This window comes from Brachybacterium sacelli, assembly GCF_017876545.1.
GTDB lineage: Bacteria > Actinomycetota > Actinomycetes > Actinomycetales > Dermabacteraceae > Brachybacterium > Brachybacterium sacelli.
The window spans coordinates 277,618-290,907 of sequence record NZ_JAGIOD010000002.1 but is presented as its reverse complement, the minus strand read 5'-3'; the positions used below and the strand labels follow the sequence as shown (position 1 = coordinate 290,907).

Annotated in this window: 10 protein-coding genes and 1 tRNA gene; 4 read left to right on the top strand and 7 right to left on the bottom strand. The window is 72.7% G+C overall.

The features are described from left to right. Positions 1–113: 113 nt before the first annotated feature. The gene (locus JOF43_RS15450; RefSeq protein WP_209903740.1) at positions 114–1,529 is read left to right on the top strand and encodes a TrkH family potassium uptake protein; all 1,416 of its coding nucleotides are present in this window, start codon (positions 114–116) and stop codon (positions 1,527–1,529) included. A gap of 94 nt (positions 1,530–1,623) precedes the next feature. Further along, positions 1,624–2,289, top strand: coding sequence for a potassium channel family protein (locus JOF43_RS15445; RefSeq protein ID WP_209903738.1), 666 nt, complete (start codon positions 1,624–1,626; stop codon positions 2,287–2,289). Between the two features lie 92 nt (positions 2,290–2,381). Here the strand turns inward: JOF43_RS15445 and proC are convergent, their stop codons facing one another. The 5 genes from proC to JOF43_RS15420 all read right to left on the bottom strand — a co-directional run bounded on the left by proC (position 2,382) and on the right by JOF43_RS15420 (position 10,346). Next, positions 2,382–3,248: a pyrroline-5-carboxylate reductase gene (gene proC / locus JOF43_RS15440; RefSeq protein ID WP_209903736.1), complete on the bottom strand. Its 867-nt coding sequence runs from the start codon at positions 3,246–3,248 to the stop codon at positions 2,382–2,384. Next, positions 3,245–4,237, bottom strand: a complete 993-nt coding sequence (locus JOF43_RS15435) for a DUF368 domain-containing protein (protein ID WP_209903734.1) — start codon at positions 4,235–4,237, stop codon at positions 3,245–3,247. The genes proC and JOF43_RS15435 overlap by 4 nt, the downstream gene beginning before the upstream one ends. Positions 4,238–4,318: 81 nt before the next feature. Beyond that, positions 4,319–4,585, bottom strand: a complete 267-nt coding sequence (locus JOF43_RS15430) for a hypothetical protein (RefSeq protein WP_245354571.1) — start codon at positions 4,583–4,585, stop codon at positions 4,319–4,321. After that, positions 4,582–9,381, bottom strand: coding sequence for a DUF4011 domain-containing protein (locus tag JOF43_RS15425; protein WP_209903733.1), 4,800 nt, complete (start codon positions 9,379–9,381; stop codon positions 4,582–4,584). Before JOF43_RS15425 ends, JOF43_RS15430 begins: the two co-directional genes overlap by 4 nt. Positions 9,382–9,488: 107 nt before the next feature. Next, a complete protein-coding gene (locus JOF43_RS15420) occupies positions 9,489–10,346 on the bottom strand; it encodes a DeoR/GlpR family DNA-binding transcription regulator (protein WP_342592204.1) in 858 nt (285 codons plus the stop codon). Between the two features lie 163 nt (positions 10,347–10,509). Between JOF43_RS15420 and JOF43_RS15415 the strand changes: the two genes are divergently transcribed. Further along, entirely contained in the window at positions 10,510–10,713 is a 204-nt protein-coding gene (locus JOF43_RS15415) for an antitoxin (protein WP_209903731.1), read from the top strand. Between the two features lie 138 nt (positions 10,714–10,851). Here the strand turns inward: JOF43_RS15415 and JOF43_RS23020 are convergent, their stop codons facing one another. Together JOF43_RS23020 and JOF43_RS15405 are read right to left on the bottom strand one after the other, a co-directional pair. Beyond that, the gene (locus JOF43_RS23020; protein WP_209903729.1) at positions 10,852–11,499 is read right to left on the bottom strand and encodes a copper resistance CopC family protein; all 648 of its coding nucleotides are present in this window, start codon (positions 11,497–11,499) and stop codon (positions 10,852–10,854) included. Between the two features lie 193 nt (positions 11,500–11,692). Further along, positions 11,693–13,135 carry a nitrilase-related carbon-nitrogen hydrolase gene (locus JOF43_RS15405; protein ID WP_209903727.1) on the bottom strand — a complete coding sequence of 481 codons (1,443 nt, stop codon included), beginning with the start codon at positions 13,133–13,135 and terminating at the stop codon, positions 11,693–11,695. 76 nt (positions 13,136–13,211) lie between these two features. Here JOF43_RS15405 and JOF43_RS15400 point away from each other — a divergent pair. After that, positions 13,212–13,284, top strand: a tRNA-Arg gene (locus JOF43_RS15400). The last annotated feature ends 6 nt before the right edge of the window (positions 13,285–13,290 follow it).

Sequence of the window (13,290 nt, the reverse complement as noted above, 5' to 3'; positions counted from 1 at the left end):
GTGAGCGTACCCAGCACGCCGCCGGTTGCGTGCCGCCTCCCCGGGCGGGGCGCGCAGTCGTAGACTTCCGCGGACGCGACCGCCGGTCGCCCGGAGTCGAGGTGGGACGAGAGATGAGCGAACGCGAGGCCCGGGCCGACGTGCGACGCGTCGCACCCGGCCACGGCCGCCCGGCCGTCTCCCGCCGGCGCGCGGCCCTGGGCTCGTTCACGAAGGTCACCCCCGCCCGTTTCACCCTCGCGGTGTTCACCGCGATGATCGCGCTGTTCACCGGGCTGCTCTCGCTGCCGGCGGCGACAGCCGGCGGGGAGCGCACCGAGTTCGTCGACGCGCTGTTCACGGCGGTCTCCGCCATCTGCGTGACCGGGCTGGTCACGGTGGAGACCGGCACCCACTGGTCCACGTTCGGTCTCACCGTGATCATGATCGCGATGAAGATGGGCGGCCTGGGGCTGATGACGCTGGCGTCCCTGCTGAGTCTGTCGGTCATGCACCGTCTCGGGCTCGCGCAGCGGGTGATGACCGCGAACGAGACGCGGGCCGAGCGGCTGGCCGAGGTGGGCGGGGTGCTGCGGATCATCCTGATCACCTCGACCGCCTTCGAGGTGGCGACCTTCGTGGCCCTGACCCCGTACATGTTCGTCACCGAGCACGGCATCGGCGAGTCGCTGTTCCTGGGGCTGTTCTACGCCGTCAGCGCGTTCAACAACGCCGGCTTCGTCCCCGAGGCGCAGGGCGTCGCGCAGTATCTCGGGGATCCGTTCTTCTCCATCCCGGTCGCGCTGGCGGTGTTCGCCGGCTCCCTCGGCTTCCCGGTGATCCTGGTGATCGTCAAGAAGCTGCGGACGCCGCGCCGCTGGAGCCTGCACGCCAAGCTCACCCTCACCACGACCGCGCTGCTGGTGGGCATCGCCTGGCTGGGCTACCTGCTGCTGGAGTGGTCGAACCCCGCGACCCTCGGCGAGGAGCCGCTCCACACCAAGATCCTGGCCTCGGGGTTCGCCTCGGTGATGCCGCGCTCGGGCGGCTTCGCGACGATCGACGTGGCATCGCTGACGGCGGAGTCGCGCCTGCTGACGGATCTGCTGATGTTCGTCGGCGGCGGCTCGGGCTCGACCAGCGGCGGCATCCGCGTCACCACCTTCGCACTGCTCATGCTCTCGATCTGGGCGGAGATCCGCGGCAATCCCGATGTCGAGGTGTTCGGCCGTCGCATCCCCCACGAGACGATCCGACAGGCCATCGGTGTGCTGGTCATGAGCGCGACCGTGGTGTTCCTGGCGGTCTTCCTGCTGCTGCGGATGACGAGCTTCTCGCTGGATCAGTCGATGTTCGAGGTGCTCTCGGCCTTCGGCACGGTGGGGCTGTCCACCGGCATCACCTCACAGCTGCCCACGGAGGCGAAATGGGTGATCATCGCCTGCATGTACATCGGCCGGCTGGGTCCGATGACGCTCGGCGCCGCCCTCGCCCTGCGCCACCGCACCCGGATGATCCAGTTCCCGTACGAGCGACCGATCGTCGGGTGAACGGCCCGACGGTCGACCCGTGAGGACCCGACCGTAGACTGTGCCCGCCCGACCCACGGATCCCCGGGGGAGGGCCGGGCGAGGAGGAGGAGACATGGCACGCGGCGCGCGCGATGACGGTGTGCTGGTGATCGGTCTGGGCCGCTTCGGCGCCTCGATCGCCCTGACGCTCGAGAAGCTCGGTACCCAGGTGCTGGCGATCGACGCGCACGAGGAGCTGGTCCAGAAGTACTCCGGCCAGCTCACCCATGTGGTGCGGGCTGACGCCACCCAGCCCGAGGTGCTCGATCAGGTCGGTGCCGGGGACTTCTCCCTCGCCGTGGTGGGGGTGGGCACCTCGATCGAGTCCAGCGTGCTGATCGCCGCGAACCTGGTGGACTTCGGCAAGCCGGTGATCTGGGCGAAGGCGATCTCCGCCGCGCACGGGCGGATCCTGCAGCGCATCGGCACCCACCACGTCGTCTATCCCGAGGCCGACGCGGGCAAGCGGGTCGCGCACCTGGTGGGCGGCAAGCTGATGGACTTCATCGAGTTCGACGACGGCTTCGCGATCGTCAAGATGCGGCCCCCGCGCGAGGTGCAGGGCATGACGCTCGCGGAGTCCGACATCCGCGCCAAGTTCGGGGTGACGGTGGTGGGCGTGAAGTCGCCCGGCAAGGACTTCACCTATGCGGTGCCCGAGACCATGGTCGCCGCGCACGACCTGGTGATCGTCTCCGGCCACACCCACCTGATCGAGAAGTTCTCGAACCGGCCCTGAACCCCCTGGGCATGGTCAGGTACTGGCGCTCCAGCATGTGACGTGCCATATATGCCAGAGCGCATGCTATGACGCCAGTCAGCGACCGTGGGTCACTCGCCCGTCATCTCCCGGGACTTCTGCGCGGCCGCGGCCATCGCCGCCGCGACACCGGAGCGAACTCCCTCGCGCTCGAGCGCGGCCAGGCCCTGCACGGTGGTGCCACCGGGGCTGGAGACCCCGTTCTTCGCGACGGCGGGATGCGTGCCGCTCTCCGTGAGCATCGTGGCGGCACCGCGCATCGTCTGCTGCACGAGGCTGGCGGCCAGGTCGCGCTTGAGGCCCAGGCGCACCGCCTCGTCGGTCATCGCCTCGATGATCACGAAGGCGAAGGCCGAGAGGGAGCCGGCCGCGCCGATGAAGGCGTGCACCTGCTCCTCGGTGATATCCACCGCGACGCCGGCGCCGGCGAACAGGGCGTGCACGAGCTCGTGCTGCTCGTCGGTGACGACGCTGCCGCGCATCAGGCCGACGGCTCCCTCCCCCACGGAGATCGGGGTGTTCGGCATCGCCCGCACGACGCTCTGGCCGTCCGCGAGCGCCTGCTCGATCGCCGCGAGCGTCACACCGGCGGCCAGGGAGATCACCACGGCACCCGCGGGCAGCTGCTCGCGGACCTCGGAGGCCAGGTCGAGAATCTGATAGGGCTTCACGCCGAGGACGACTACGTCGGCCCCCTCGAGCGCATCCCCGCGCGAGCCGGCGGCGGTGGCCCCGAGCTCTGCGGCGGCGCGCTCGCTGCTGGCGGCCGACGAGTTCACGACCTGCAGGTTCTCCGCCCGCACACCCGCGCTCAGAAAGGTGCGGGCAACAGGCCCACCCATGTTCCCGGCACCGATCAGTGCGATGCGCACCCCGGAGAGGTCCGGGCCCTGCGCGTCGGCGGGCGTGGTCTGAGGGGTAGCGGCGCTCTCGGTCATGGCCTCAGCGTAGTGCTCCGCACGGGCGCCGAGGGGGCACCGCCTGCTGCGCGGGCGACCTTGCGCGATTCGACGAGGACCAGCAGCTGCACCACGATCACGCCGAGCACTGCGACCGCGAGCAGGACAGGCCAGTCCGCCCCCGGCGCCGTCGCCGCTCCGCTCTGGTCCTGCCAGGGCCACAGGCTGCGCAGGGCCCCGATCATCACCCCGGCGAGGACCACCATGGTGCCGCGGTGGTACCGGGTCAGCAGGTGACGCATGAGTTTGACGATGACGACCAGCCCCACGCAGGCCCACAGGCCGAACCAGGCGATGAAGCCGAGGTCCCGTTCGTCGACGGCCTGCAGGGTCGGCTGGTAGAGCCCGAGACTGAGCAGGATGAACGATCCCGACAGACCGGGGAGCACGAGGGCGCAGACGGCGATCGCCGCGGCCGGTGCGATGATCCACGGGCTCGGCTCGAGCGCCGCGGCGGGCAGGGAGGTCAACAGCACCCCGGCGAGGCCGCCGAGGACGAAGCGGACGAGCTCCGGCCCTCTCCACGCCCCTCCCGACAGGCGCACGGGAACCAGGACCGACCCCGCCACCAGCCCGAGGAACAGGGCGCGCATCGTCTCCGGGTGCGTCTCGACCAGTCGCGAGACGGGGCCCGCGACGGTGAGCACGGCGGTGGCCATCCCGAGCACCACGGGAACCACCAGGACCCAGGAGACGGCGCGGAGCTCCTCGCGCATGCCCTGGTTGCGGTCCGGTCCGGTGATCAGGCGTCGCGCGGCGGCGGTGACGTGGTGGCCGGACTCGATCAGCTCGTCGTAGATCCCGGTGACCAGGGCGACGGTGCCGCCGCTGACGCCGGGGATGGTCTCGACGAGCCCGATGAGCGCGCCGCGGAGCAGATTGCCCAGGGCATTGCGATGAGACGGCACGGCCGGCTCGGGAGCGACGGCGGCGCTCGGCGGCCCGGCGGTGGAGGAAGCATCCGTCATGGACTCAGCCTAGGGTCAGCCGCCCGGACACCCGCGGGTGTCGTGCCCCGTAGTGGCCGTGGTCACGGGCTGTGCGGTGGGTCAGCGGCCGCGTCCCCAGTGGGGCGGAACGTCCCCGGCGATGCGCGAATCGTTGGTCTCGTCGGTCCCGGGCTCCGGGGCGTCCTCGGCGACGCGGTTCGGGAGGACGGGCCGACGTTCCCGCGGGAACGTCTCGCGCTCTGTCTCCTGCTGGTCCTCCCACGGGATCGGCTTGCCGGTCACCGAGGAGATGACCACACGGCGAGGGGGGACTCCACGGCGCACCGTTCCCCCGTCCGCAGCGGGGTCGGGACCCTTCTCGGTCACTGTCGTTCCTGGTAGCGACGGATCGCGCTGGAGACGGACACGTCCAGCAGCACCGAGCGCTGCTCGAAGCCGAGGAAGCTGCGCACCTCGGTGGCCAGGTGCTCCTCGAGACGGGCGCGGCCGTCGGAGCAGATGTACTCCACCACCGCGTCGAAGTCCTCGCTGGAGTAGAACGACAGCTGGTGCCCGGCAGGGACCTGGGGGCGCGGCAGCCGGTGGCGGACGGTGCCCACCCCGGTCGGCGACTCGGAGCGCTCCTCGGCCTGGACCAGGCGCAGGGCCCGGTCCACGGCGCGACGGATCCGCTCCGCCTCGCCGTCGGGGTCAATGAACAGAGCCCATGACCACACCCGCTCGGTGGCCCAGCCGGCCGCTTCGAGCCGTTCGGCCCGCAGCCGGTCGCGCTCGCGCTGGCTGGACGTGCCGACGTAGCGGGCGCCGTCGGTGTCGACGGCCAACAGCAGACGCCCGGGCATGTCCGGGTGTCCGAGCGCCAGTTCGATGCGGTCGGAGGTCGGCCCGAAATCGCTCTCGACGAGCAGTCCGAGCCGCCACAGGCGATCGGCGAGATCGCGCACGAGAGCATCGGTCTCGAGTTCGCGAGGGGCCGGAGGCACGGCGGGTCCCACCGGCTCCGGGGTCAGGTCCGCGTGCTCCTCGGCCCCCGAGGACGGGGACGTCGGGGAGGACGGGGACGTCGCGGAGGTCCGGGACGACGCCGCATGGTCCCCGGCCGTCGAGTAGGTCGCGTCGGCGGAGTCGGTCTCCACGGCCTTGTCGACGGGCGCACCGGTGTCGGAGACGACCCCGACGGGCTCGCCGGTGCCGTCGCTCTCCTCCGCCGGCTCCGCGCTGGCCGGGGTGCCGGTGGCCTTGCGGGCCAGGGCGGCCTCGATCGCGGCATCGAGATCCTCGTCGGAGAGGTCCTGCTCCCCGGCGGGTTCAGCGGCGGGCGCTCCGGCGAGCTCCGGGCCGGGCCGTGAGGCGGGGTCCGTCGTGGGCTCCGGGATGGACCCCGGGACGGGGTCGGCCGGGGTCGGCGTCGTGCTCGTGCCGTCCCCGGACTGCTCGGAGCCCTGGTCGTGCGGGGCGGGGGCGACGGGCGAGCGGCGCGGCGCCTCCGGCTGCGGCGGGTCGATCGGCTCGTCGTGCCCGGTCAGCGCCGCGACATGCGGCACCACCGGGATGTCGGGCCCACCGCGCAGCACCCACAGCATGGCGCGCAGGTCCCGGGCGCCGTCGCTGCGCAGACGCGCGTGATCGAGGTCCTCGACGTCGATCGAGGAGACCACGGTGGTGCGTCCGCGGGCCCTCGTGGTCACCGTGGCCAGGGCCTTGCGGCCGTCGACCTCGGACAGCGGGCCGAATCGGTGCAGGAGCCGGCCGTGCGGGGTCTTGCCGAACCCGACCGAGACGATGATGTCGTCGCGCAGGATCGAGCTGGCCTGCTCGGCGGAGAGCACCGTAAACACCTCGCGGGCCGCGGGGTCGAAGTACTCACGCAGCGCGGGGATCACGGAGACCGTGTTCATGATCCGCTCCATCAGCCGGCGCGCGTGCTCCTCGGTGAAGGTCAGCACGGCCAAGGAGCGTTCGGGCCGGGAGCGGGCGTGCTCGATGACCAGGTCGGTGACCCGGCGCAGCTCCGCCTCGGTGCTCTCGACGTACTCCATGCCCTCGGTCACCGGCCCCCGGCCGCCGTCCACCAGCACCAGACGGTCGGGCTCGGGCACGACGGGGCTGGGGACGGCGACGACCTCGCCCACCAGCGCACGGCGCTGGGTGAAGGTGCGCAGACCCTCGGTGGCGGGGTGGGCGTCGCGCCGCAGCTCGACGTGCGGGGCGATGCGCAGCATGTCGTCGAGCAGGCTGGGCGCGGCGTCGCCGCCGTATTCGAGCGGGTCGCCGACCACGACGGTCTGCTCGGCCCGCACGATCGAGGGCAGGGCGGCGGCGGTCGGCAGGCGTCCGCCGTCGGCCACGATCAGCACGTCGAAGTGTCGGCCGCGGGGGATCACCTGCGGGACCAGGTACGGGGAGGCGAGCCAGGCGGGGCGGGCGGCGAACAGGATGTCCTCGTACTTCGCAGCGAGGTCCCGGATCGACACGGTCGAGGACCGCGCGAGCTCGGCGATCGCGGCGCGCGAGGTGTCCGGGTAGGAGGTCATGGTCGCCACGCGGGTCTCGTCGGCCGCGGCGTGCACCCGGGCCGACGCCCCGGCCAGATCCTCGGCGTCCAGGCGCCGGAACCGCTCGGCGACCTGCGAGAGGGAGGTGCCGTCGTACTGGGAGATGGTGGGCTCGGCACCGGCGATCAGCTCGAGGACGCTGCGCCACCAGCTCAGCTCGAGCTCGGGGCCCACCTGCTCGTGCGGCACGCGGCGGGCGCGGAGGTCCTCGACCAGGTCCCCGAGGCCGTCGAAGCTGAGCCGGCGCAGCAGCTCGGTGCGCCGCGGCAGGGATTCGAGGTCGGCGCGGTCGGCGGCGAGCGCCTCGACGCGATGCTCGAGCTCGTCGATGTCGGTGCGGGCGAGATCGGATCCGGCCGGGGTCCCGTCCAACAGCACGGCCAGCTCGTCGAGGATCCGCTGCGCGCGCTCAGCGGCCCGGTGAGCCCGGTCGAGGTCGGCGGGAAGCACCGGGCTCGACAGCTTGGAGGACGCCTCCGCGGAGGGGTCCGTCTCCCGGCCCACGGCCGCCCGTCGCCAGTCGTCGGCGACCCGGCGGGCCTCGGTGAGATCGCGGTGGAGATCCGGGGACAGCGACGCCGGTCGCTGCAGCGCGGCCGCGTCCCTGCGCAGCCGGCGGCGCAGGCCGAAGCCCATGGCCACCCCGTGCTCGTCCCGCCAGCGCTTGTCCGCGGTGGCGGCGACGAGATCGGCCAGCTGCGCCGAGAACACGGCCGACTGGAAGGTGCCCAGCAGGCCGCGCACTCGATCCAGCAGGGCGAGCCGCTCGGTCAGCCCGTGGAGGGTGGTGGGTTCGCACAGCCCGAGGTCGCCGCCGGTCTCGGCGTACACGGCGCGCAGCTGGGGAAGGGTCTCCTCGCGCAGCTGGTCGATGAGCTCCTCGGCCCGGGCGGCCTGGGTGTCGGAGCTGATCGGGGCGCCGTACCAGGCGGTCTCCTCCGGCCCCGTCGTCAGCAGCCCGACCTCGGCGGCCTCGCGCAGCGCCGCGGTGAAGCGCTCCCGGTCCTCGCCGACCATCTGGGCGGCGACGTCGGCCCGCAGCCGCACCTGGGTGCGCGGGGCCTGGCGCAGACGGGTCAGGGCCGCCAGCGCGGAGATCGCATCGTGCGCGGAGGCGTTCCACGGCTGCTGGGTGCGGTGCATGGCCTCGACGTGGCCGGTGAGGATGTCGCGCATCTCGCCGAGCTCCGCGGGGGCGGTGTCGTCGGGTCCGAGGCCGTGGGAGCCGGCGCGACGGAGGCTGCGCAGCAGGGCCGCGGAGGCGTTGCGCTGCAGGGACGGATCCGGGGAGAGGTCGAAGACGAGCTCCTCGAGACCGCGGCGCTGCGCGGTCTCGAGGAGCTGGGCGAGGTTGCGGCGGCGCCGGGAGACGATCAGGACGCTGCGACCGCGGGCGTTGAGCTCCTCGGCGAGGTCGACGACCAGGCCGAGACTCCCGGTGCCGGGAGGGGCGGCGACGGCGAGGTCCTGCCCGGCCAGCACCCGGGCCAGGACGGCGCGGTGGTCGGGGTCCACGGCCGAGACGAGCTCGTCCTCCGGCACTTCCGGGACCTCCTGCTCGGCCTCGTCGCCGCGCACGACGGCCTGGGCTCCGCAGTCTCCCGCGAGAGCGGCCACCAGCGGGGAGGAGACCCAGTCGGCGCGGTCCTCGCGGAGGTCCTCGGCGACGGAGCCGGCGGCATCCATCAGGTTCCCCACGACGAGGGCGTGGGTGATGCGGAAGCCCGGCAGCGGCTGGCCGAGGGAGCGGAATGCGTCGAGGACGGGCGTGGGATCGAAGCCGTGGGAGCCGTCGGTGGTCGCCAGCAGCGCCCGGGCATCGACGGCGACCCCGGCCTCGCGCAGGGAGCGCAGCAGCACCGGGTTGAGGTCGGCGGTGGTGTCGACCTCGAGGTCGACGTCCTCCCGGGCGTTGCCGCGCAGGCGCAGCGTGATCGGCCGCACCAGGACGGGGGCGTGGATCGGGGCGGAGCCGTCCTCGGGATACCAGGTCGCCTCGCCGATGCCGAGGTGGCACGTGGTCAGCCCGACCTCCTCCGCGTGCCGCTCGGCGATCTCGCGGATGGTACGGGCATGGGCGCGTGCATCGGCGAGGGCTCCGACCTCCCGGACCAGGGAGGACAGTCGCGTCGGACCGCGCCCGGCGAGCAGCTGCGCGAGGCCCGAAGGATGCGAATGGGTCAGGTCCAGCACGGTCGAGCCCGCACGGATCTGGGTCAGGAAGGACGGGGAGGTGACACCGCCGGTGATCTGCTGGGCCCAGCGGTCCAGGGCGTCGGCGACGAGGTCCTCGCGGCTGAGCGGACGGTGCTCGCGCGGTTCGGCGGGGAAGTCGTCCTCGTCCTGCTCGGGCGCGATCCCGGCCCCGACCTCCTCGAGGTGACGGTCCACGACGACGTCGTAGCTGCCGGTGGCGGTGCTGTCTCGGCCCGGGGACGACGGTGCCTCAGCCTCGTCCTGCGCGACGGGGGCGCCCTCCTCGTCCTGCGCGGTGCGCTGCGAGGTGTCCCGACGCTCGCTGGCCAGGGCCGACAGGGCGTCGCCACGAGCATCGGCGTCCTCCGCCGTGCTGTCTGGGCGCTTCTTGCCGCGCAGGAGTCTCCACATGGTGCCTCACGCTACCGGCGTCGCGGCCCGACCTCGTGCAGGCGTGCCGCGCACGCACGCTCGTCCTGCTCACACCTGGCTCCCGCCCTCGAGTGCGGCCCCTGCGCTCACACCTCGTGCAGGGTCACGGAGGTCTCCGCGAGATGGGACCGCAGATCCTCGGGGACGGGCCCGGCGATGATCAGATCGGTGAGCACCGAGACCGGGCAGATGCCGGCCAGTGCGCGATGGCCGAGCTTGTCCGGCGTCGCGAGGCCGACGACCCGCCGGGCGTGGCCGATCATGATGCGCGTGACCCCGGCCTCGGCGTCGGAGTTGCAGGTCAGGCCCGCATTGATGTCGAGCCCGACGGTTCCCACGAACATGGTGTCCAGCCAGAGGTCGCGCATGGTCGCCGTCGCCAGCGGTCCGGTGAGCTCGAAGGAATAGGGCTCGGCGACGCCGCCGAGCACGACCGTGCGCACGGAGGGACGCAGCACCGCCTCGGTGGCGATGTTGAGAGCGGCGCACACCACCGTCAGGCCGGGCGAACCGTCGCGGGAGTCGAGGTCCCCGCGCGCCACCGCCCGTCGCGCGGTGGAGGTGGTGGTGCGTCCGCCGTTGAACCCGATGATCTGGCCCGGCTCCACCAGGGCCGCGGCCCGGTCGGCGACGCGCTCGCGGTGCGCGGAGCCCTCGTCGGTGCTGCGGGGCACGGTGGCCAGCGAGTAGGCGACGTCGACGGCGACGATCCCGCCGTGGGTGCGGCGGGCGAGCTGGGCGCGCTCCATCTCCATGAAATCGCGCCGAACGGTGGACTCGCTGATGCCGAGTTCACGGGCGACCTCCGCGACGCTCAGCCGCTTGGTGGTCGACAGCAGCGTGAGCACATGGTCCCAGCGCGCCGAACGGTCCCGCGGGACGCGGGCACCGACCTCCTCGGAGATCCCGGACTTCTCGTCAACATCGGAATTATGCACAGTCACGCACCCAGTATTGCGCGGCTGATCACGATATGCAGCGAAAGCGGGCAGCAATCGTCAGATCCGAGCTGATGTCGAGGTCACGTTTGAGTCACCGCGCGCGGGCGTCGTATGTTGACCGCGTCGCCCTGCACGGGGCGGTTCCGCGAAAGAGAGGACACCGATCATGGGTTTCGATGACGCGCTGAACAAGGCCAAGGGCTTCGCCGGAGAGAACTCCGACCAGGTCGAGCAGGGCATCGACGCGGCGACCGAGCAGATCAAGGAGCGCACTCCGGATCAGGTCGACGAGCACGTGGACTCCGGTGCCGACGCCGCCCGCGACAAGTTCGGTCTCGGTGGCGGTGGCGACGAGGAGAAGGGCAACTGACCCCCTCTCCCCAATAACGGCGAGAAGCCCCCGACGCTCCGGCATCGGGGGCTTCTCCATGTCCCGCGGCGCTCCGTACGTTCTGGGGTCACGGGGTACCGCGAGAGAGCCAGGCGCCGACGACGTGCCGGCCCGCTCTCAGCCGCGCTTGCGCAGGGCGAAGAAGGCTGCGATCGCGACGCCGAGGACCGCCACGCCGACGATGCCGAGCAGCAGCGGCATCGAGGAGCCCCCGCCCTCGGACTCCGCGGGCGCACTCTCCTCGGAGGCACCATCGTCGGAGGCGTCCGAGCCCCCAGCATCGCTCGCGGCGGATTCGTCGCCACCTCCGGCATCGCTCGGAGCGGCTCCCCCGCCGTCGCTCGGCCCCGCCGCACCGGCGGTGTCCTGCTCGACGGTGAACGCGAAGGATCCCTCGATCGGGTGGCCGTCGCTGGAGACGACACGCCACTGCACGGAGTAGTCGCCCGCCGGCAGCGGCTCCTCGAGCTCGGCGGTCACGGCAGGTCCGTCGACGGTGGGGGTCACCTCGGCGACGGTCTCGCCGTCCGCATCGGCGATCCGCACCACCGGGCTCACCTCGAGGACGTCCGCGGAATAGGTCAGGGTGATCGCCTCGGGGGAGGTCGCGAGCGTCTCGCCGTCGACCGGATCGGACTCGATCAGGGTGTCGTGGGCTTGAGCCGGCAGCGGGAGCAGCGCCACGACGGTGAGCGCCAGGGCTGCGGCGAGCGCGAGCAGCGCCGTGGGGCGGACTGAGGTGGGGCGGCTGGTCAGAGCGATCACGCCAGCAGGCTACGCCAGCCCCTCTTCTGGTGGCCTGGAGGGGGAGGGAGGTCGCAGACGGCCCCGGAGAGCACGGCGAGCGCAGGGGAATGGCTCGTCCCAGGTAGATGGCGAGCCCCCGGTGCACGGCAGGCCCGGACTGGTCGCGGCCACTCGCCCGGTCGAGCGGCCCCGACACCCCCGGGCGGCGTGCTCACTCCTCGGGCAGGGCGACCGTGTGCGTGAGGACCGGCAGGGCTTCGCGAGCCGCCTCGAGCTCGGCGAGATCGAGATCGAGCAGGAGCATCCCGGGCTCCCGACCGAGCTCCTGGCGGATCTGCCCGAGAGGGCCGATGACGGAGCTCTGGCCGATCCCGCGCGGGGCACGGCCCCGATGCTCGGGCGGTGGGGCCTGATCCGCGGCGAGGACCACGGTGGTGGAATCCAGTGCGCGGGCCTGCAGCAGCAGCCGCAGCTGTTCGCTCTTGGTGGGACCATCGGCCCAGGCCAGGGGCAGCAGGACGGCATGGGCGCCGCGCCGGGCCAGCGCCGTGAACTGTTCGGGGAAGCGCACGTCGTAACAAGTGGCGAGGCCGAGCCGGGCGCCGCCGAGCTCGAGGGTGACGAGCTGGTCGCCGGGCGCGACGGTGTCGGACTCGCGCGTCCCGTAGGCGTCGAACAGATGGATCTTGCGGTACTCGAGAGCCTCGCCCCCGGGCGCTCCTTCGGGAGCGCGCACGATCAGGGTGTTGTGCACGCGTCCGGCGTCGGCCGGAGTGAAGGACCCCGCGACCACGACCAGGTCGTGGCGGGTCGCGAGCTCCTGGATCAGTCGGGCGAAGTCCGGATGGTGCGTCTCGGCCGCGGCGCGCAGGTCGGTGCCGAAGGGGGTCAGGGTCGCCTCGGGCAGCACGACCAGGTGAGCGCCGGCACCCGCGGCCTCGGCGACCGCTCGGCGCACGGTCTCGGCCGTGACCTCGTAGTCCTCGCTGACCTCGATCTGCGCCAGGGCGATGCGGGGCCCCGCGGATCGGCGCACGTCCTCGAGGGCCTCCGGGGTGTCGATGTCAGCTCCTTCGGCGCCGCTGGCCCGCCGGGTGACCATCTCGTCCTCACCCAACCGGCCGTAGAGGCGGCGCAGGCTGAGATCCGCCCAGCCGCCGCCGGAGTGCTCGACCTCGGCGAGGGCGTGGCGCAGGCGTTCCAGCGGCCACGCGGCGCAGAGGAACTGGACCCGACCGTCGGCCGCGGCGAGCGCCGTCACGGCCTGCTCGGACCGGCTCGTCGCGGCGAGCCCCGCGAGGGTCTCGGAGCGCAGCAGCGGCATGTCCCCGCCGAGCACCAGAACGGTGGTCCCGGGCGCGGCCTCGTCGAGGGCAGAGACCCCGCGGGCGAGCGCCGCCAGCGGACCGGAGCGCGGCGGGTCCTCGAGCACGAAGCGGGCACCGTGACGTGCGGAGAGTGCGGCACCGTCGTCCCGGTCGGGTCCGACCACGATCCGCTGCCCCTCGGGGGCGGCGCGCAGCACACGCTCGAGCGCCGTGGCCCCCGCGATGCGCAGACGCGTCTTGTCGGTGCCACCCAGGCGGGAAGCGGCCCCACCCGCCAAGATGATCGCTGTGGTCGTGGCGGTCGTCTCGTGCTCCTGGCTCGGCATAGGGCGATCCTCCCATGGGGCGCTACGATGTCTGCGGCCTGCGTGACGACGGATGTCGCCGCCCACGGGCCGATCGGCCCCCGTAGCTCAGGGGATAGAGCACCGCTCTCCTAAAGCGGGTGTCGCAGGTTCGAATCCTGCCGGGGGCACTGAGG

What these genes read in the sequence shown, in the direction of transcription:
- JOF43_RS15450 (WP_209903740.1), top strand. Translation starts at nt 114, where the DNA reads ATGAGCGAACGCGAGGCCCGGGCCGACGTGCGACGCGTCGCACCCGGC.
- JOF43_RS15445 (WP_209903738.1), top strand. Translation starts at nt 1,624, where the DNA reads ATGGCACGCGGCGCGCGCGATGACGGTGTGCTGGTGATCGGTCTGGGC.
- proC (WP_209903736.1), bottom strand. Translation starts at nt 3,248, where the DNA reads ATGACCGAGAGCGCCGCTACCCCTCAGACCACGCCCGCCGACGCGCAG.
- JOF43_RS15435 (WP_209903734.1), bottom strand. Translation starts at nt 4,237, where the DNA reads ATGACGGATGCTTCCTCCACCGCCGGGCCGCCGAGCGCCGCCGTCGCT.
- JOF43_RS15425 (WP_209903733.1), bottom strand. Translation starts at nt 9,381, where the DNA reads ATGTGGAGACTCCTGCGCGGCAAGAAGCGCCCAGACAGCACGGCGGAG.
- JOF43_RS15415 (WP_209903731.1), top strand. Translation starts at nt 10,510, where the DNA reads ATGGGTTTCGATGACGCGCTGAACAAGGCCAAGGGCTTCGCCGGAGAG.
- JOF43_RS15405 (WP_209903727.1), bottom strand. Translation starts at nt 13,135, where the DNA reads ATGCCGAGCCAGGAGCACGAGACGACCGCCACGACCACAGCGATCATC.